Here is a 19873-nt window from a genome sequence, read left to right on the forward strand (position 1 = left end):
CCGGTGAAGAGCAGCAGCCCGATACCGGTGAAGAGCAGCAGCCCGATACCGGTGAAGAGCAGCAGCCCGATACCGGTGAAGAGCAGCAGCCCGATACCGGTGAAGAGCAGCGGCCCGATACCGGTGAAGAGCAGCAGCCCGATACCGGTGAAGAGCAGCGGCCCGATACCGGTGAAGAAGAACAGGAGCCAGTTGCGGCCCTTCCCGGTAATCTGATCGACATAAGCGAACAGGATGGTCGCGGACGCATTGGCTTGCTCGAGGAATATCAGAATTCCGGGCAGATTTGCTTCTCGGTCGCGGTTGCTCGGGACGAAGGTGATACCGGTGCTGAACGGCTTGCCTGGAATCCCTCGAACTTCGGTCTCAAGGTGAACAGAAAAGGCGATCTGGTCGCTAAGGTCGACAACAACGATGGCGGGTTCCGCGATGGGTTCAAGATCAAGGATATTGGCCTGAACGACGGCGAAACTCATCAGGTGACCCTGATGGTTGATCAGGAATCTGATCGCCTTCAGGTATCGGTCGACGGCGTTCTGGTGCTTGATGAAACCGAAACGGATTTCGACTTCGTTGGTGGTCGGGAAAAGGGTTGGTTCCTTGGTGACAGCGTCGACGCTTTTGCAATCGAAGATGCAGTGCAGTTCGTTGATGGGTCGCTGGATCAGTACTACGATTTGTTCGCATAACGGCGAAAATAGTCAAAAAAACAGGTGATTGATCACCGCGACATGGGCGGGTTCCGGGCTTCGGAACCCGCCCATGCTTTTTCTGGCCAAGCGCGTTGTCAGCTGCAAACCTTGGTGCAAGCGTTCTTAATGTGCTGTTCTCATTTACCTGAAAAGCCGATCAAACAGGCGCGCCCACTCTTAATAACAGGGTTCAAACTGAAACTTGATGGCGACCGGAAACTTTTCAAACCTGACATATTGAGGCAATCTCTCCGGTGTACGGGCGACCAATTTCAGGTCCGTGCAACAGCGGCGCGCCACTAACGTGTCGTGGCCTGATGATAGATTGAGAAAGATAGTTTGTATCGTAACATGATCGCGCACCAACACTCACACGAACTGAGGTATGGGAAACAGCCTCGCTTTTCGATTTCAATTACGGGATGTCTGAAATGAATTCTGAGGGAATGCCAATGCACTCAAAAAGCTATCAAGCGTATATGAACAGCCCGTATAGCAGCAGCAAACATTCAACTTACTTTGACGTTTACGATACGCTTTTTGCTCCTTACGCAGGGAAGAATATCACATTCATTGAAATCGGGGTGCTGAGTGGCGGCTCTTTGTTCATGTGGCGTGAGTTCTTCGGGCCTGAGGCGCGAATAATTGGTGTTGAACTGAACCCTGACGCGAAGCGTTGGGAGGAAGAAGGCTTTGAAATTTACATAGGCAGCCAAAGTGATCCCGCCTTTCTGGAAAAGATCGCAAAGGAAGTCGGTGACATCGATATCGTTCTGGATGATGGGGGACATACCTACGAACAGCAAATCGTCACCACCGAATGTCTGTTGCCGCATATCAAGGACGGTGGGCTGCTTGTGGTCGAAGATACCCACACATCGTATATGGAAGGTTTCGGGCTCAAGCACCGGTCATTCATCAAATATGCCATGAATATGGTTGATCGCATCAACCATCGGTTTTCCCAGATAATATCAGATTCCTCTGAAAAGAGGGTTTGGGGAATTCGGTTTTTCGAATCCTTTGTTGTGTTCGAAGTGAACAGGAAAGCAACCGCCGTTGTATCCGTTCCGACGGGTAACGGCGGGAAGGATCTACAGGCAAAAGATTACAGACATGCGGATAATCAAGCCTACGAAAACTTGTTGAAAGCATCAAAGGGCATGGCCGCGCTCAAGGTGATTCCGGGAATGCGGTCACTGGCCAGACTGGCGAGGGCTGTCATATCGCTCCCTTCCAACATGAAGCGCGCCCGCAAGCTGAAGGGATATTTTTGACCGGAGGCCAAGTGTGTCGTCTGGTCAGCTCATGACACGTTTGTGGACCGAGTCCCGGGCTGGCCGATTCTTCGGTCGTTCCCGTTGTGCACGGCAAGAGGCCGGTGGTCGAGTTGGAGGCGGAAAAGAAAATCGCGCAGCCAGTCTCAAAGGGCTTTTAGAAACTGAACTTAGGATATCGGAGAATTAGTGCTAAGGTTTTGAGTGTGTGTAAAAGTGATACGTCGGTTGTTTAGATTTTTTTCAACTTCCTGTGTTTCAAACAATCCGCCAGGGCGGGCTCGGAAAAATATGGGTGCCGCGCTGATGGCGATTGGCGTGGCATTTTTAGGCATTGTATTCATTACTGAATTGTTCGGCGGGAACCTCAGAGAGTGGTTTCTGGCAAGTGTCGGAGTGTCTTTATTAGTTTTTGGTGTCTTGCTGATTCAGACCACAATGGCATTCGCGCTTTCGGTTTTCCTGCTGTTGTTGGGGAACTCTGCCCAACTCTATGTTTCTGTTCCACTTTGGTACAACGAGCTGATTTTCCCCCCTCAGTCCCCGGTTCAACTCGCGATGTATATTCTGATCGCGATGCAACTGCTTGGTTCCTGGGTGATTGTTTCGCGCCATTATGGTGAGGCGAAAATCGGCAGGATTCTGTCAAGCCTGGGGATAATTCGGCTAACGGTCTTTGTCTTGTTGAGCGCCGGATTCTCTGTCTCGATTCTGAACTTTCTGAGGCTGGGGGAGTTACAGGAATATTTTGTGCAGATCGGACTGTACTCATTGGTATTGGTGGCGAATTTCACGACGATATGCGCAATCGCCGTTTGCCTGCCCGGCAATCGCAACCTGCGCCTTCTGGACTATTTGCTGGATGTCCGTTTGCAAGCGCTGTTCACATTTTTTGCAAGCGCTGTTTTGTGTTGGTTTTCGTTTGAGAGGATCGCGCATGTTTCCGACGAAGTATCGTATATGTTTCAGGCGCAGACCTATGCCGGCGGCGCTCTTTGGGTCGAGGCGCTGCCACCGGAAGTCAGGCCAGCCTTCGATCATTTCCAGATTTCATCACATGACGGCCGATGGTTTTCCGTGTTGGCTCCGGGTTGGCCAGCGGTGCTCTCGGTTGGTGTGTTGGCTGGGATTCCGTGGCTGATAAATCCGTTGATGGGCGCAGTCCTAGTTATGTTGACGTATGCGATAGCCAGTGAGCTGTTCGAAGACCGCTACGCCCGGTTGAGTAGTTTTCTGGTTGCAACTTCGCCGTGGGTTATCGCCATGTCGGCAAGCCTGATGACACATCCGATTGTCTGTGTTCTGGTGTTACTTGCATGGCGCTTGCTGTTAAGTGCGTATCGGCGTGCCGCTGGAATGTCCTGGCTTCTTGCGCTTTGCGCGGGTGCTTCCATGGGGTGGGTCTTTCTGACCCGGCCTCTTGATGGGCTGGCTGTGGGGATTTCCACGGGGATTGTTCTGATTGCCGGGCTCGGACGCGCGCGCTACCTGACCGTGCTTTTACCCTATTGTGCGGGGTGCGCACTCATCGGGGGGTTAGTGTTTCCATACAATTACTTGATGACAGGTGATCCGCTGGCGGCGCCAATGGCAGAGTATTTTGAACAAACCTGGGTCAGGGAAGGGTTTGCGAACCGGCTTGGGTTTGGGCCAGAGATCGGACCGCCCTCTGGTTTTGGGGAAATGGAACTGATTACGCCAGGTCATTCAGTTTACGAGGCATCAATCAACACGCTGAACAACTTCAACTCTTTGCATACCGATTTGTTCGGCTGGGGTATTGGATCATTAGCCTTCTTTTGGTTTTTTTGGATATGGAGTCGGCCGGCCCGCGCGGATTATGCGATGGCCGTACTTTTGACAGCAGTTTTCACGGCCTACTTTTTCTATTGGTTTTCTGGTAGTTACTTTATTGGCCCCAGATACTGGTATGTCGGGCTCTTGCCTCTTGTGTATTTCACAGTTCGTGGGCTGCAGGAGATTTCAGAACGGTTGAAGCAATTTGAAATCGACAATGGCGGAACGGGGCTGCTTTGGTGCGTGGTCATATTGTCTCTTGTTAGCGCGACCGTCTTCCTGAGCTATCGCGGGGCAACGCGGTACCATCACCATCGCGGGTACCATGGGCACTTTCGAAATCTGCAGTTGACCTCGGCAAACAACGAACCGGCTCCGCTTGTATTTTATTCCGAAGGTGTAGGTAATCACGGTTCGGCAATATTTTTGAACGACCCGTTTCTTTCTCCCGACCGGCCAGTGTTTGCCAAAGATCTGGGAGAGGACAGCAACCAGGCAGTCATGTCCGCATTTCCCGACCGACCGGTCTTGCATGTAACTCATGAAGATCTCGGATTTCCAAGTCCCTATTAGGAGGCTTAACATGCACGGTAGTCAGACAGAGAGAATTTCTGTTCAACTGGAGGGGACGCCAGGAAAAAGAGTGTTTCCCGCCCTGCTGACAGAACCTGTGGAGAACGAAAATGACTCCTGAGTTCCACCCCCGATCGACAGCCAAAGCTTCCGATATTTTTATTGCGCAAAAAGAGAATCTGGTCTCGTTCATATTGATTTCCGAAGGAAATGCCACTGAGGATATTTCAGCTCTCAAAATGGTGTCCGATTATATCGTGCGAAAATTTGAATTCGCAGAAATCCTGCTTTTGGCCGCCGCGCCGGGTGCCGCCTGGTTGAGAAAAATCAAAGAGAATGTGAGCGGTGTGGAGAACTTGCGCTGCATAGTTTTTCAGAACAGGCACCAGTATGATGAATTGATTTACCAGGGTCTCTCTCTGTCTATAGGAGATATTATCTATTGCGACGCAACGCAGTCGGTCTCCATCCAGTCCATAGAAACGCTTCTTGACGAATGCCTAAACGGAAATTTTGAGATCGTGAAATCGGTTTCGCCGGTAACCAAAGGCTATTTCCCAAGCCGTATGATACTGAAATGCATTCAACTCTCTCTGTTTGCGTTTCTGGGCAGGCAGATAGAAACCGATGTGTTGCGGGCACTCTGCCTTAGCCGGTCGGCCGCCGCCCGTATCACTGAGGGGGGCGGACTCTTTCGATATTTCCGCCTGGTGACGCTCAGTGACCAATTCCGTGAGGCGCGCATTTCAACCTCGGAGGATCATGATCTCCGGCGTCTTGATGCGCTAAGGCGAAAGACACAAATAGTTGCCTATCTTGTTTCAACAGCAGCACCCAGATTGCTGGTCGGCGTTGCGCTGTTCACCATGGTTCTCTGCCTGTTCAGCCTGTCCTACACGATCTATGCATTGTTCGTCTGGGTGTTGCTGGATGACGTTTCCGCCGGGTGGACCTCTTTGTCATTGGTCCTGTCCGTATTGTTTGCAGCCAATTTTGGCGTTCTGGCGGCGATGTCGATTGGCATGCTGCGATTGCTTCGATCCTCCCAGTCCCGGGTGGGGGAGACGCCTGCACTGGAAATAAACAATTCGGATTTATTTGCGCAGGCATCCAACCTCAATATCGAAATCGTGGATAACGGAAAATAAAGATGCGGGCACTCATTGGTTACTCCGGATTTGTGGGTTCAAATATTGACGGGAATGAAATTGATGCCCGGTACAACTCAAAAAATATTCATGAGGCACGAGGAAAGCATTTTTCCGAGGTTTTTTGCGCCGGAGTTCAGGCCGTTAAATGGTGGTCAAATAAGAATCCGAAGGAAGATTGGGAGGGGATTGAAAATCTTCTGAATGTTCTGGCGGATGTCGAGGCAGAGCGTTTCGTTTTGATTTCTACGGTGGACGTATACAAGAATGCGGAAAACGTGAATGAAAACAGCGCGATATCGACGGATGGGTTACATCCTTACGGGCTTCACAGGTACCGGGTTGAAGAGTTTGTCAAAGACAGATTTGGGGAAAAGGCGGTTATCATACGCTTGCCGGGGCTGTTTGGGAGAGGTCTTAAAAAGAACCTGATATTTGATTTGCTGGAAAACCGGGATGTTTCCGGATTGCATGCGAAGTCCACATTTCAGTTTTACGATCTGAGGCGTCTCCGTAGTGACATGGCGACTATTTTGTCGTCCGGGCACCCCTTGATAAACATCGCGACAGAGCCGGTTTCGGTGGCGGAAGTTTTTGAATGCATCACTGGTGAAAAAGTCCGGGAAATGACGTCTGGTGAGCCGGTCCGGTACGACATGCAGACTGCATATGCGGCGCTGTGGGGCCGGTCCGGGGTGTATCTGGAAAATTCAATGGAAACACTCGGCCGGATTCGGGATTTTTCCCGGGATTGGAAAACTTAATGCAGCTTGCGTTCTCAAATATTGCCTGGAATGTGGATGAAGATGCATTAGTTTCGGATGTTCTTACGAAAACGGGGATCGCAGCCATCGAGGTCGCCCCGGCTCGCTTGCACCACGCACCTTTGGCTGCAACTCCCCGGGAAATTCAGAGTTTACGGGAACATTGGGCTGCCGCCGGATTGCCGATACGCAGTATGCAGGCCTTGCTTTACGGTCGCCATGATCTGCATTTGTTCGGCACCGATGATCAAAGGCGGGAACTGACGGACTATCTTAGGCAAATTATTGGTTTTGCCAGCGGATTGGGAGCCGGTCCGCTGGTTTTCGGATCTCCGAAGAACAGGCTTAAAGGGCAATTCAGCTTCTCCGAAGCATGCGCTTTGGCAGTCCCTGTTTTTCGCGAAGTAGGTGAAATTGCTGCGCATGCCGGCACAGTATTCTGCATTGAAGCCAATGCGTTGGACTATGGTTGCGATTTCATGGTCAATCTTGAGGAGGCTGCCGAGGTCGTGAGGCAGGTCGATCACCCCGCTGTGGGCCTCGTTGTAGACACGGGTAACATGGCAATGGCGGGAGACACCGAGAGCGAGATCGCCAAACACGCGCACCTGATCCGGCATTTGCATCTTAGCCGACCTCATCTTGCCCCTCTCGACGAGAAGGATCCGTTTCCGGGCCGTGTGCTGGCTGCTGTTCAGAGCGCAGGGTATTCCGGGATAGCGACCGTTGAAATGCGCCGACCTGAAAAAGACACTGGCGCTGTCATTTCGCGCTGTGCTGAACTTGCGCAATATTGGTTGGCTCAATCATGACCAAGCTGCATTCAGACTGGGAGATACCTGAACACCAGACAGTGCTGTTTGGTCCCAGAAAAAGCCGGTACGTCGTGATTATCCCGGTCATAAACGAAGGAGAGCGCATCCATGCGCAGCTGGGAAAGATGCAGGCATCGGGCCTGCTGGCTGAATACGACACCGTGTTGGCCGATGGCGGCTCGACGGATGGCTCAACCGACGAAAAGATGCTGGCCGAATTGGGGATGCGTGCGCTGCTGACCAAGACTGCAGCGGGGAAACTGTCGGCACAGCTACGCATGGCATACGCATGGGCCTTGCTGGAAGGGTATGAGGGCATCATTACCATTGACGGAAACGACAAAGACTCGGTCGAGAGTATTCCGGAATTTTCTGCGGCCCTCGATGGCGGGGTTGATTATGCGCAGGCGTCCAGGTTTCTCAGGCAGGGCAAGGGAATAAACACCCCCATATTGCGGTTGATGGCAATCAGGCTAATTCATGCGCCGGTTTTGTCTTTGGCGGCCCGTCACTGGCTGACCGACACAACTCAGGGGTTCCGCGCCTACAGCCGGAGATACTTGACGGACCCGCGCGTAGCCCCGTTTCGCGATGTGTTTCAAGACTATGAGCTGTTGGCATATCTTTCTGTGCGCGCCTCTCAGCTTGATATGAATGTCAAAGAGATTCCGACCACCCGAAGCTATCCAAAAGGTCAGAAAGTTCCCACGAAGATCTCAAGCGTCAAAGGGTACCGGGATCTGTTGGTTGTTCTTTGGCGCACTTTGACGCGCCAGTACCACCCTAGGAATTGAGGTGCGCATGAGCCCGCGTTTCATAGTAATAGGTGGAGGGTTTTATGGCGCTTGCATTGCGCTTTATCTTCGAAGTCTGTCGAAGAATGTAACGCTGTTTGAACGTGAAACGGAGCTTTTCACGCAGGCTTCATTTGTGAATCAGGCTCGTGTCCACGTCGGGTTCCACTATCCAAGAAGCTTTGCCACCGCCAAGCGATCTACCATACTTTATCGCCGCTTCATGAACGATTTCAGTGATGCGATCGTCGAAGATTTTCAGATGCTATATGCAATTTCCCGGCGAAACTCCAATACCAGCGCCGCAAGATTCTTTCAGATGTTCAGTCATATGGGCACACCAATCCGCCCGGCCTCTCCGGCACAAAAGGCGCTTTTTGCAAACGACATGATCGAGGATGTGTTCCAGTGTGATGAATTTGCATTCGACGCTTTCAAGTTAAGGGACATCGTTGAGGAGCGCATGCTTAAAGCGCAAATCGACATTCGCAGAGGAGCAGAAGTTGTTTCTGCCCAGCCAGCAGAAGGTGGCGGACTGCAGATCACATTGGCAGATGGCCAGACTCATTTCGCAGATGCCGCTTTCAATGCCACTTATGCACGCCTCAATCATCTGGGGCGCCCCGCCCCGCATGACGCGATGAAGGCCAAAAATGAGCTGACCGAGGTGGTCTTGATTGAAACACCCGAAGAACTGTCTCAACTCGGTGTAACTGTAATGGATGGCCCGTTCTTTTCAGTCATGCCGTTTCCTGCCGAGGGCTGCTATTCCCTTACCCACGTTCGATACACGCCTCATTTTTCATGGCGGTACGATGATGGGGTGATTTCCAGCACGCCAGAGAAGATTCAGCCGCGCTCCAGGTGGCGCCACATGGTCAAGGATTCCGAGCGATACCTTCCTTTGATGAAGGATGTCCAACTGAAAAAATCTTTGTTCACCACCAAATCCGTGCTGGAAATGAATGAGTTTGATGATGGCCGGCCGATTTTTTTGCACGCGCACCACTCAGTGCCGGGATTATATTCAGTGCTTGGGGGCAAGATAGACAATATATATGACTTGTTTGCAGCACTGCCGAATGTCTCGCGGATGTTCCATGATGCAAACACTGACTGGGTTTTTGGGTAGGCGAAAATCTGATCGGATGGTAGTGTTTGCGGGGTAGTAATTGGCAGGGTTTCTTGAAAGTTAAATGATCAACAATATTCAAGTATTACGGGCCTTTGCTGCTATTAACGTGGTTTTTCTCCATGTCATAAAAACCTCTTCGGCATACGGGCAGGGGACTGATCTTCTGCATTTTCTGTCCGGGTGGGGTGCAAATGGTGTCGATATATTTTTTGTGATATCGGGTTTCGTCATGCTGCACACGCAAATGCAAAGGCGGCGAAGTGTAGGTGAGTTTCTTGAATCTCGTGTCTTGCGTATTGTCCCGATATACTGGCTGATTACACTATTTGTTATTACAATATATTTTTCTGCTCCGGGGGTTTTCAGGTCGATGGAAATGTCCCCATTGACGATCCTGTCATCATTCACATTTACCTCACTGCTTTTGACCGGCGGCCCTCCGATTGTGTATGTGGGATGGACGCTGGAATGGGAGATGCTGTTTTATCTGATTTTTGGCTTGTCATTGCTGATTAAGTCATGGGGCCATATTTTCTTGCTGGTAACCTGCGTTTTGATGGCCGTTTCCACTATTTCCGGTGACTTTATTTCCATGGAATTTATTTTTGGCATGGCGATTGCGTATATTTATAACAATGGATTTAAGGTGGGGGAAAAATCAGGGTTTGCAATATTCCTGATCGGATTTGCGCTTTTGTCTCTTTCTTTGTTGGGTGATACAGATTTCAATCAATCTAATCGCGTGATTATTTGGGGTATCCCGTCTTTTCTTATTGTTTTCGGATTGCTGTTCACAAAGCAAATCAAAAACAGGTTTCTGACTTATCTGGGGGATGCGTCTTACAGTGTGTATCTTGTCCAGATACTGACCATTCCCGCATTCTACAAAGTATCTTCTGTTGTCTTGCTGCCCATCAATTCCGATATCCTCTCATTGATGTGTCTGGTTTGCAGCGTTTTAGCGGGATGCCTGATGTTCTCTTTTGTCGAAAAGCCGATGACACTTGTGATGAAGCGCTTTTTCCTTCGTGCCAGAGCTCATTGATGCCGGGACTGAACGCCTAGAGTCGCCAGGAGTGGTCGCGATAGGTGGCCGTCCAAGCGCGAGCGAACAGGATCATCACTATCATCAAAAGCAGCATCGACAGGCTGCGTGCGCCCGCAATGTACAACGGAAACCAGTCGGCGTTGGCAAAAGGCAGTTTCAGAACCTGGTTGAGGATCAAAAGATTTTGGATTGGCGCAACAAGAACTGCCGCGACGACCAAAAGCCACGCAATCAGAGGGAATTCCCGCCGAAACGCAATGAGGTGCGCCAGAGGAATGAAGAACATCATCAGGTAATGCCCCCAGACAACCGGTGAATAGACGAGCGAAGCCAGCATGCAGATTATGAAGACATGATTTCGTGTCGCTCTGGTGTTGCCCTCGGTGCGCCGCAGCCGGATTGCACCCCATGCCAGAATTGCGATCACTGCCAATCGCAGGATGATGCCTAAAAGACGGAGGAAAGGTGGCAAGGGTTCGCCAGAGGTGTAGTGGTGTGCTGGAAGCAGGAGGGGTTCCAGCCAGGCGAACATGTTGCTGTTGTAGGATGGATGCGGCACCTGGGCGCTTTCCGCCCGCATCAGCTCCAGAAACGCCTGATGCGGCGACCAGCCGAGGATAAGCATAGAGGCTGTAAAGGTGGCGGCGGCCAAAACCAGCGCGGTAATCCGGAACCGGGCCGGAGCGAACAGAAACAACAATGCTGCGCCAGGGCCAAAGGCGGGTTTGATGCAGACGATCAGCGCCATCAGCGCTGCGGCCGTGACGTAGTGTTCGCGCTCATAGACGATGAGGCCCAAAATAAAGAGCAGGAACAGGAACGGGGTTGTCTGGCCTCCGATCTGGAAGACGGTCCAGAATGGCTGAAAGAACATTGCAGCAATCCAGAAAAGCGCAAAATACAGTGCGCGGTCCCGGTCATTCTGCCCGACGCAGTTCAGGTAGTGCCGGTAAAGAATTCCTAACCCGGCAAAAATCGATCCCGCCGAAAATATCTTAAAGACGATCACGGCATTGACGGGCCCCATCAGCGCCAGAGGCCAGTAGAAATAGCTGGTGAGCGGCAGGCTGAAAAACGTCATGTTGCCGAAGGGTGGCTCACCCGCGATAGTTGCGAACGGATCATAAAGACCGCCGAACTCTCCGGCTCGCGCCTTGCGGCCGGCGTCGTAGAAATTGGCAAAATCTAGTCCCAGCCCGCGATGCACGAGAATACCGTGAATGGTCGCGGCAAGGATTGCCAGGATCGCTGCCCAGCCAGCTATGCGTATTGTCCGTTTTGACAGCGTATCCAAGGCTCAACTCGCTCTGTCGTGTTTGGAGTAGGCCTGATAGGCGGCCAGCAGTAGTTCATTGTCGGTACTGGTGGGGCGCCAGCCCAGGTCGCGTTTAACCGCCGTGGTATCAAGCGCGACTTCCAGATCGGCAATCTCGTACTGTTCGGGATCCATCGGCGCGATCTTGAACAGATTGAGTGTCCGCAGGACGCCTTTGACAAGCCAGCCCGGCGTGCGGATTAGCCGAGAGGAGGATCCGGTTTCCTTGAGGAAGCGGTCCAGCAGGTCATAGGAACTGGGTGAATTGTCGGTGCCCAGGTTATAGACCCCGTTTGGACAGTTTTGCTCGGCGGCCAACAGCGTGGCTGTGGCGCTGTCGTGTACGGCGACAAACTGAAAGCGATTGTGTCCCGATCCAATGAGCGGGATCGGTCGGCCCGCATCCACGGCCTTGAAGAGAAGCTCGAAGATGCCCAACCGGCCAGAGCCCAGGATCAGTCGGGGACGAAAGATCGTGGCCGTGACATCGCCGGCGGCCACCGCAGTCGCGATGATCTCTTCGGCGGCTACTTTTGAGCGCCCATAAGGTCCGAAGGGAAGTTTCGGATGGGCCTCGGTCCTGGGTTGCTCCAGCACCGGGCCGTAAACCATATCGGTACTCCAGAAGACCAGATTGCGGTTGGCATTGCGTTTCATCCAGGCGAGAATTTCGGCGGTGCCGTCCACCGCACATTTGCGAAAGAATGCGTCACGCCCAAAGCGCGGCTTGTTGGGCGTGATCAGCTGCGTGGCCATATGATGAACCACATCATCGGGCCTGAGCGTGATCGGATCGAGTGCCCCCGGTTCCGAAACATCTGCGGAATGCACGCTGATGCGCGGATGGTTGACCGGGGGAGTAGCGGCAAAGGAAGCGGGCAGATCGACGACGACCGCCTCATCTCGTCCGCCTTCAATGATTTGGGTGACGGTTTCACGCCCGACAAATCCGTTTCCGCCGATGATAATATGCCTCATGTCTGAAAATCCGGGTCCTGCGAAATTAGCTGCGTGCGACTATGATTGTGCCGAGGATGATCGTCGCAATTCCCACCAGCCGGGTTGCGTTCACATCCTCGCCCAAAAAGAAATAACCCCAGACTGCGACAATCACGTAGGCGAGGCTGATGAAGGGAAAGGCAAAGCTGACATCGAAGCGCGACAATGCCAGCAGATGGGTCCCCATCGAGATGGTCATGGTGACAAGGCCGAAGATGATCAGTGGATTGGTGATCGCGTCCAGCGCCATCGCGCTGATCCTTGAAGTCGAGAATTCGGCCTGACCGACCTTGTTCATACCCGCCTTCATCAAAAGCTGCGAGGTGGCATTCAAACACACCGTAACAATGATGAAGATAAAAAACTTGGACATATTGTAAACTCCGGCCTCTGATAATCGCTACTGGATGCGTACATCCCGAATGACACTGTGATCCATCAAATACTGGATAGGTGGCACTTCGACGAAAAAGAGTACACCCACCAGCAGGCAGAGAAAGATCACGTAGGCCATGAACCGGGGTTGCTGATACAGCTTTTCCGGACTCATCGTGGGGCTGTCCATGGCGTTGGCGATGCGCTGATACCACACGAAGAGAAGCGCGAAGAACGGGAAGGTAATCAGGAACTCGATCTTGTATTTGATCAGGAAAATGCCAAGGAAAAAGCTGGAGGTCAGTGCATAGAAGAAGGCCGACAGGAACAGGCTTTCTTCGGTGTAGTGGGCAAATGACCGGCGATAGCGCCCCGCGCGTTCGGGATCGCCGATCATCCGATATTCCGCATAGCGTTTAATCGCCATCAGATAGGCACCGCCCATCCAGTAGGCGATGAGCATACTGGATGGCGGCAGAACGATCGTGGTGATTGCCGACCAGCCAAGAACCAGCCGGATCGGGTTGTTGAAGGACTCAGTTAGGACATCCACATAGGCCTTGTCCTTCGATCGCACCGGTTCGACATTATAGATCAGCCCCATCACCAGCAGGAGCAGCGCGGCGTAGAAGAAGACCGGGTTGAGCAGGCTTGCCAATCCCAGCCCGGCTGCCGTCAGCAATACATACTGCACTGCCACGAGTTGAGGTCGCAGCCGCCCCTGAGCCGATGGCCGGGCGGATTTGGTCGGATGAAACCGGTCGAAGCGCCCGTCGAGATATTCGTTGATCGTGTAGTTGGCCGATGCGATGAGGCAGGTTGCGATCAACCCGATCAGGAGATTTATCAAATCGGCAAGACTGGCCTGCTTGTCGATGGCAAAGGCCAGCGCCGCGCCTGGCAGCATGAATACATTCTTGCCCCAGTGGTCTGGGCGGGCGATTGAAATATAATCCCGCAATGTCCCTTTTTGTACAATCGAACTCATTAATTATTACCCTTCACAACTTGTAGGGCAGAGATCGGACCGGGCTTTAGGCGAACTGGCGCATGTGGCTCGCCGCTCCCGCGGGGTATTGGGCCTGCGTTCGGCTTCGGCTATTTTCCTGACAGCGCGTGTCGTGACGATTGAGTGGCGGACACCTGTGCATCGCCCATCTCAAAAACTATCGTTGGAGCGCACTTGAATGAAAAAGCGGACCGTCGCAAAACGTTTTCCGGACTCTGGCTATGTTCAATGGCTACTTGTTCGGCTTCTATGTATTAGCTGTCTTTACGGCTTAACTCCTTTGAATGACCGAATGAAATTACGGGAAGGCCCTGCTTTCTGATTATACATGATACTGGGCCCTGCCTACAAAAGGATTCACAATTGGTTTCAGGCCTGAAGCGGATTGATATCGCAGCAGGGAACCTCTGTCCGGGGTTGGCTGGGGTATAGTATGAATTGCATTTTGCCACTTAGTGGGGTGGGATTGATAAAACACCTCAGGTGGTCAGTTTGTGGTGTTCAATCGCAGGGATAGTCTGGCCGTCCGTGAATATAACCTTGATCCAGGTATGAAAATCGATTGCTGTCTTTAGTAGTGAGGGGGTTGCCCGGTTGTTCGGGCGATTGAAGTTGTTGAGGAGAACAAATTTGAGAAACCGGCGAAACTCTGACGGTCGGCTGAAAAGCAAAGGAAGACAGGGCGGTCGCGGCTGATGGCATCCTATCACCGCCTCAATCTCATTTTACGATCTTTTCGCCGCGACGGCATTGTTGGCGGGTTCAGAACAATATGGTCCCTTCTCAGGGATCGTCTTGTGGGTCAGTATCGGCTGCTTTTTGCGATGAGCGATGACAAGGCGCGGGGAATCGACATCTCGTCGGCGCCGCCGCTGGCGATCCGGTGCTTTGAAAGCTGGCCGGAACTGGATGAGGACAGCAAAGCGTTTCTGGCGGCCAATCAGGACAAGATTCACTGGGACGTTCGAAAACACATGGATGAGGGCATGGCGGTCTGGATCGGATTTGCCAACGAAAAACCTGTCACCATTGCCCAGACAAGGCCCGGGCAGAATGTAAATGTCTACTTCTTTCCGATGACAGAGCGTTGCGCTTTGGTCTCGCATTGCTTTACCACGCCCGACGCGCGGGGCCGGGGGTATTATGTGGCGATCCTCAAACATGTATGCCGGGCGCTTGCAGATGAGGGTTTTACGCGGATCTATATCGATTGCAGCGACAGCAACCTGTCGTCCGAACGTGGCATCCTTTCAACGGGTTTCTTGCCAATCGGAAAAGGGCTGCATCGACGGAATGGTACGACCCGCTGGCGTCAGGAGACACCGCCCTCGATCCGCCGACTGGAAGGGTAACCTGCCAACAGGAAGAGTAAGTGGCAGCGCTAGAAAGCCTCTGTCGCGACCCTTGTCGCATTTGCCATCAGCGTGAACGTTAGGTTCTTGGACGGAAGCGCCGGAAAGACCGAACCGTCAACAACAAACAGGTTTTCGAAGTCATTTGACCGGCAATTTTGCGTAACGGTAAATTCACCGCCTGCGGGGGAAATTGGCAGTGTTCCCGAATAATGCACGCTGGCTCCGGGGCGGCGGATCTGGGTCATTCCGGGAACCAGGGGCGCTCCGAGATCACGCATGAACCGCTTCAACCGCGACAGGGCGTCGTTGATTTCCCGATCCTGACCATCCGGGGATGTATATTTCAGTGACAACGCAGGCCATCCACCGGCATCTTGTCCCGGGTCCAGGGTCACATGGTTTCCATCCCGGCGTGTGTCATCGAAGTTGAGGTTCACGACCCCCAGAGCCGATCTGAGCGTCGTGAAAATCTTGCGCCCGGCGCTCATTCCCAAGGGGATCTGCGCAATCACAGGGTGGGCGCTGCCGGTTGTCATTGTCGTCACCTGCCCGTGCACGAATTTTGCCGCACTATCGGTTTCCATGCCGATTGCCAGCTGATGATACTGATATGATGACGGATCATAGGGGCGACCGAACATGGACAGGTTCAGGAACGGGGCCAGTACCTGCTGATTGTCCATCAGGCCGGGCAGTTTCACGATTTCACCACTGGCCTTGAAGATCGTCCTGAGGAACAGGTTGGAACTGTTGATCGTGCCTGCCGCAAGCACGAAAGACTCTCCTCTGATCTCTTCAGTGGCGCCTTCGGCGGTATAGGTAACCAGACTTTCCAGGTTCTTCGAACCCGCTGTTACGAAATGGCTGGCGAACCGTCCCGGAGCATAGGTGAAACGGGGATGTGTCTTCAGGGCGGTCAGTGTCAGAGAAGGCGTATAGAAGGCGCCATTGGGACAGCCCCACAGGCATCGGCCGCATTCGGTACATCCGCCGCGATCCTCAAGGCGGCCTGACAGGGCGGCCTGGCGCGACCGGCCCAGACGAATGCCCGGATGCTTGCCTGCAAGTCTGGTGCGCCGGTCCCGGTATTTCCGGATCAGGGCAGCGCTGCTTCGATCCAGCGAGACAGGTTCAAGTAGCCCGTCGTGAACGGGATACCATTGCGCCAGATCATCGGCAGCTCCACCAATGCCGACCCGTTCTGCAACCTTCGCATAGTACGGCGCCATATGATCATAGCCAAAGCCGAAACGGTTCAGATCGTCATCGTTGAAAGCGTATGCGCCACCGGTCCAGCATTCGGCCAACCCTCCGGCCGCGAAAGAAACAAGTGACGAAATGCCATGCGTTCGCATCCTGAAAAGATCCGGGTGCTCAAAGACGTAGTCCTTGGAGGCGGGCAGACCGTAATATTCGTCGTCCTCATCGGCGGTATGCGCGGGCAGGCTGACAGCTCTGTAATGTTCACCCAGGAAATAGCGTACCGGATCGGGATGCGTGGTTTTGAGATCTGAAAACCCGGCCTGTGGAAGTGGAATTTCCCTCCCGGTTTTTCCGACATCAACAAGCGTTACGCGATGCCCGCGCTCAATCGCGGTCAGGGCGAAATGCACTCCGCTGGGGCCTGATCCGACAACGACGACGTGCATCTTATTGTGAACTGCCTGATGAAGTCGGGCGCGTCCGGCCCAGCCAAAAGCGCAATGGAAGAAGAACGACCGTTCCGGCCAATAACGCCGTCACGGATACGGTTCCGACCCATGCAAGGCGCAGAAACGCCCGAACGGCCCCGATATCAGGCGATCCGTCAAACGACTGGTACGTACCGGGTTCATTTTCGAGAATTGCGGCGCAGAGAACCTGCCGCCGCCGCAATGTGCCGTGCCGATGAAGCAGACCGCAAAACCCGTCCGCAAGCCAAAGGCCAATCCCGCCCCGCCGTGCAAGCGACAATGTCAGCTGGTCAAACCGGCCGCCTTCGCACCCCATGCCGAGCTCATTCAGGGCGTTTGCATAATGCCTGACCGCGGCATCGCCCGGCTCTTTTCCCGTCATATGCCTGCACAGCGTCTTGGCCTCGGTTCGGGCGTCGGCCGGCGATGTCTCAGGCCCATGAGGGACAGCATTTCCGTCGTCCCCCATGTCATCGTTCTGAGAAGCCGAACCGATCTGGTCACGCAGCCTTGTCATCTGCGGCTGCAACGCCGTCACCAGCCAGTTTTCCGCTATTGTGGAGTCGTTGCCGAAAACCGCAAATTGCCCCGCAGTGGCGGGCATGACTGCGCGCGCAAGTGGCTCCAGCATTGCCAGTGGCCATTGCACCAGCCGAAGCGGCAACTTCATCACGCGCGGTTCGCGACCAAAATGCAGCTGGGCAATTGTGCGCAGAAGTTCCTTCATCGACACCACGTCAGGGCCACCGAAATCCAGAATTTCCCTGTCGAAGGCGTTGCGTTTCAGAACCTCGACGATCCCGCGCGTCACGTCTTCAACGGCAACCGGCTGAACACTGACGGGACCGCCTTTTTGCGGCAGAGGGACAACAGGCAATCCGGCCAGCGTATCCAATGCATCCGAGATGGGTGATCCCCGCCCCAGGATCAGCGTAGGCCGCAGGATCGTATAGTGCAGGCCCGAGGCAACAAGATCCTGCTCGGCCCGCGCCTTGGCTTCGGCATAGGGGTAAAAGGACTTGTCGGCGTATCCCGCCGCGATAGAGCTGACAAACAGGAATTGCCTGACGCCCTGTTCCACGCAAGAGGTGATCAGCTGTTTCGTCGCTTGCCGGTTTATCCGCTCATGTTCCTGTTTTGACGCCTTACCGGTCAGCGCCCCAAGATGCAGAACTGTTTCAACCCCGTCGAGCGCCCCATGATAGCTGGATGGGTCCGTCAGATCCCCAACGCATATTTCCACTTCGTCCGGCAAATCTTTTGCCCGGTCGGCATCGCGTACAAGGACGCGTAAATGCCATCCTTGCGCGATCAGCGCAGGCAGGACGCGCTGACCCAGAAAACCTGTTGCTCCGGTGAAAAAGATCGTGCGTGTCATGGTGAAGCCATCCGGCCAGTGTCTTGCCGGTTCAGCCGCAGGACAACGTTGACCACCGCCAACAGGAACAACAAAGCGCCGATTGTCGCCAGGCGCGAGCCTGGAAAGATTTCAACCTCCGGTGCGTGGAAAGCCCAGATCCCGGCCAGATTTTCCGAACGCCAGATCAGCAGCGATCCGCATACCGCCAGTACCGAACTTGCCCACCCTCCGCGAAAGAGCAGAGCAAGCGGAACGGCGATCAGTACGAAGTCATAAATATGCAGCGGTGCCACTGCGACAATGACCGCGCTTGTCAGTCCGAAAATCTGCCAGGCTCGGACATCATCGTTCGTTGCCCGTACGATGCGGGCAGGCCCGATACAAAGCAGCAGCACAATGGCAAGAGTGATCACGCTTGCCATGGGATTTCCGACATCGATACCCGCAAGCTCCCACACAACCAGCCGGATACCCGTCATCGATTGCGGCAGGTTGGCGGCCGTAAACCCGTCATAAGCCCCAAGGTTGCTGAGGAAACCAAAGATAGAACCGGGTGCCACAACCAGTGATGGAACCATGAGAAGAACCGAGAGCACGAAAGCGATCGCAACCACCTTGCGCGAACGCGGGTCGAGCAGCAGAAGCAGTATTGCAAACGGCGCCCCGATCTGAGGCTTGAGCATAACCAGCATCAACCCCACAGCTTCCGGAAAGAGGCTTTTGTTGACCCGGCCCCAGAGCATGAGGGCAATCCCAAACCCGATGATCAGGGTCGTCTGGCCCACGGAAAACAGGATTGCGGTCGCTTCCAGAATTGCCATGAGAAAGAACAGTACGCTGAAGACAGGAAGGAAAAACAACCCTCCCAGGCGCTCTTCCATGGCTTGGCTGCGTGCAGGAAATGCGGCCGAAAAGGAGCGGACCGCCAGGCCGCAGATGGCGATGACAAGGACAATTCCGCAGATATTCCAGGCGACATTTGCTGCATGCAGGCCAAGCGCTCCAAAAGGCGTGGCAAAAGCCCACCATGTCGGCGGGTAGACCCACATGATCGGTATATGCCCTGTATTGATCTTGGCAGCACCGGTCGCTTCGTAAGCGGGGTCATACGGGTTTATGCCATCGAGCCACATATCGCCTGCCAGCCAGATGTACCGGAAATCGAATCCGGGCGTATCCGCAATCTGCACGATCTTGAACAGCAGATACGCAGTCGCCAGACCGCAAAGGAGAAATGAAAGGCACAGGATGACGGACCGCGGAAAAAGACCGCGCGCAGGTGGCCTGGATGATTTTGTGGCGGGCGTAATTTCCATCGGTTCGGTCATGCCCTCAAATTCATCCATCAGAAATCACCATCACTAAACGCCCAGGCCTTGCTCATGACATATGTAAAAGTCGGTACGATCGCGACCATCACAGCCAGAGAAGCCCAGTATGGCTGACCCAGAACATCCGAAACGGTGAAAACGATAACCTGGTTCAGGACCAGATTAATGGCTGAAATGACAAAGAATTTCGGCATGGAACGCTGAATGCGCCCGGGCGATCGGAAAGAGTAATTTCGGTGACCAAAGTAGGAAACGAAGAATGCGACCGAATAGGCCACGAGGTTGGCGGTAAAAGGCTCAAGGCCGCCGAGGTGATGTGCAAGCAGGCCGACTGCAATATGAACGCCTGTGACGACCCCGCCTGTCACAACAAATGTAACAACGCTTCTGACTGACATACCGATCTGCCTGAC

17 protein-coding genes and 1 pseudogene are annotated in these 19873 nt (G+C 53.6%); 10 read left to right on the plus strand and 8 right to left on the minus strand.

Annotated features, from left to right (window positions below; translation table 11 throughout):
- The 9 genes and pseudogenes from ACR0NW_RS21485 to ACR0NW_RS21525 all read left to right on the plus strand — a co-directional run.
- Positions 1-689 (plus strand): annotated as a pseudogene (locus tag ACR0NW_RS21485) (hypothetical protein); the annotation flags it as partial.
- Between the two features lie 434 nt (positions 690-1123).
- Positions 1124-1969, plus strand: a complete 846-nt coding sequence (locus ACR0NW_RS21490) for a class I SAM-dependent methyltransferase (protein ID WP_480791903.1) — start codon at positions 1124-1126, stop codon at positions 1967-1969.
- 291 nt (positions 1970-2260) lie between these two features.
- Positions 2261-4339 (plus strand): glycosyltransferase family 39 protein, encoded by a 2079-nt coding sequence (locus tag ACR0NW_RS21495; RefSeq protein ID WP_480791904.1) that lies wholly within the window; start codon positions 2261-2263, stop codon positions 4337-4339.
- A gap of 110 nt (positions 4340-4449) precedes the next feature.
- Entirely contained in the window at positions 4450-5487 is a 1038-nt protein-coding gene (locus ACR0NW_RS21500) for a hypothetical protein (protein WP_480766940.1), read from the plus strand.
- Between the two features lie 2 nt (positions 5488-5489).
- On the plus strand, positions 5490-6251 hold the full coding sequence (locus tag ACR0NW_RS21505; RefSeq protein WP_480791905.1) for an NAD-dependent epimerase/dehydratase family protein: 762 nt from the start codon (positions 5490-5492) through the stop codon (positions 6249-6251).
- Complete coding sequence (locus tag ACR0NW_RS21510) at positions 6167-7063, plus strand: sugar phosphate isomerase/epimerase family protein (RefSeq protein WP_480791906.1); 897 nt, start codon at positions 6167-6169, stop codon at positions 7061-7063. Before ACR0NW_RS21505 ends, ACR0NW_RS21510 begins: the two co-directional genes overlap by 85 nt.
- Positions 7060-7860 carry a glycosyltransferase family 2 protein gene (locus tag ACR0NW_RS21515; RefSeq protein ID WP_480791907.1) on the plus strand — a complete coding sequence of 267 codons (801 nt, stop codon included), beginning with the start codon at positions 7060-7062 and terminating at the stop codon, positions 7858-7860. Before ACR0NW_RS21510 ends, ACR0NW_RS21515 begins: the two co-directional genes overlap by 4 nt.
- 7 nt (positions 7861-7867) lie before the next feature.
- Positions 7868-8992, plus strand: a complete 1125-nt coding sequence (locus ACR0NW_RS21520) for an NAD(P)/FAD-dependent oxidoreductase (RefSeq protein ID WP_480791908.1) — start codon at positions 7868-7870, stop codon at positions 8990-8992.
- A gap of 64 nt (positions 8993-9056) precedes the next feature.
- Positions 9057-10040, plus strand: coding sequence for an acyltransferase family protein (locus ACR0NW_RS21525; RefSeq protein WP_480791909.1), 984 nt, complete (start codon positions 9057-9059; stop codon positions 10038-10040).
- A gap of 16 nt (positions 10041-10056) precedes the next feature.
- Here ACR0NW_RS21525 and ACR0NW_RS21530 read toward each other — a convergent pair whose 3' ends face one another.
- The 4 genes from ACR0NW_RS21530 to ACR0NW_RS21545 are packed head-to-tail and all read right to left on the minus strand — an operon-like array spanning position 10057 to position 13720.
- Positions 10057-11337, minus strand: a complete 1281-nt coding sequence (locus ACR0NW_RS21530) for a glycosyltransferase family 87 protein (protein ID WP_480791910.1) — start codon at positions 11335-11337, stop codon at positions 10057-10059.
- Positions 11338-11340: 3 nt separating this feature from the next.
- A complete protein-coding gene (locus ACR0NW_RS21535) occupies positions 11341-12336 on the minus strand; it encodes an NAD-dependent epimerase/dehydratase family protein (RefSeq protein ID WP_480791911.1) in 996 nt (331 codons plus the stop codon).
- A gap of 25 nt (positions 12337-12361) precedes the next feature.
- Positions 12362-12730, minus strand: coding sequence for an EamA family transporter (locus ACR0NW_RS21540; RefSeq protein ID WP_170656542.1), 369 nt, complete (start codon positions 12728-12730; stop codon positions 12362-12364).
- Between the two features lie 27 nt (positions 12731-12757).
- Positions 12758-13720 (minus strand): UbiA prenyltransferase family protein, encoded by a 963-nt coding sequence (locus ACR0NW_RS21545; RefSeq protein WP_170656544.1) that lies wholly within the window; start codon positions 13718-13720, stop codon positions 12758-12760.
- Between the two features lie 818 nt (positions 13721-14538).
- On the opposite strand from ACR0NW_RS21545, the gene ACR0NW_RS21550 reads away from it, so the two are divergent.
- On the plus strand, positions 14539-15093 hold the full coding sequence (locus ACR0NW_RS21550) for a GNAT family N-acetyltransferase (RefSeq protein WP_480791912.1): 555 nt from the start codon (positions 14539-14541) through the stop codon (positions 15091-15093).
- A 29-nt stretch (positions 15094-15122) separates the two neighbouring features.
- Here ACR0NW_RS21550 and ACR0NW_RS21555 read toward each other — a convergent pair whose 3' ends face one another.
- The 4 genes from ACR0NW_RS21555 to ACR0NW_RS21570 are packed head-to-tail and all read right to left on the minus strand — an operon-like array spanning position 15123 to position 19858.
- On the minus strand, positions 15123-16745 hold the full coding sequence (locus ACR0NW_RS21555) for a GMC oxidoreductase (RefSeq protein ID WP_480791913.1): 1623 nt from the start codon (positions 16743-16745) through the stop codon (positions 15123-15125).
- 1 nt (position 16746) lies between these two features.
- Positions 16747-18147: an SDR family oxidoreductase gene (locus tag ACR0NW_RS21560; protein WP_480791914.1), complete on the minus strand. Its 1401-nt coding sequence runs from the start codon at positions 18145-18147 to the stop codon at positions 16747-16749.
- On the minus strand, positions 18144-19475 hold the full coding sequence (locus tag ACR0NW_RS21565) for a glycosyltransferase family 87 protein (protein WP_480791915.1): 1332 nt from the start codon (positions 19473-19475) through the stop codon (positions 18144-18146). The genes ACR0NW_RS21560 and ACR0NW_RS21565 overlap by 4 nt, the downstream gene beginning before the upstream one ends.
- Positions 19475-19858 (minus strand): GtrA family protein, encoded by a 384-nt coding sequence (locus ACR0NW_RS21570; RefSeq protein ID WP_480732079.1) that lies wholly within the window; start codon positions 19856-19858, stop codon positions 19475-19477. The genes ACR0NW_RS21565 and ACR0NW_RS21570 overlap by 1 nt, the downstream gene beginning before the upstream one ends.
- Positions 19859-19873 lie beyond the last annotated feature (15 nt).

This window comes from Ruegeria sp. CF5, assembly GCF_056537325.1.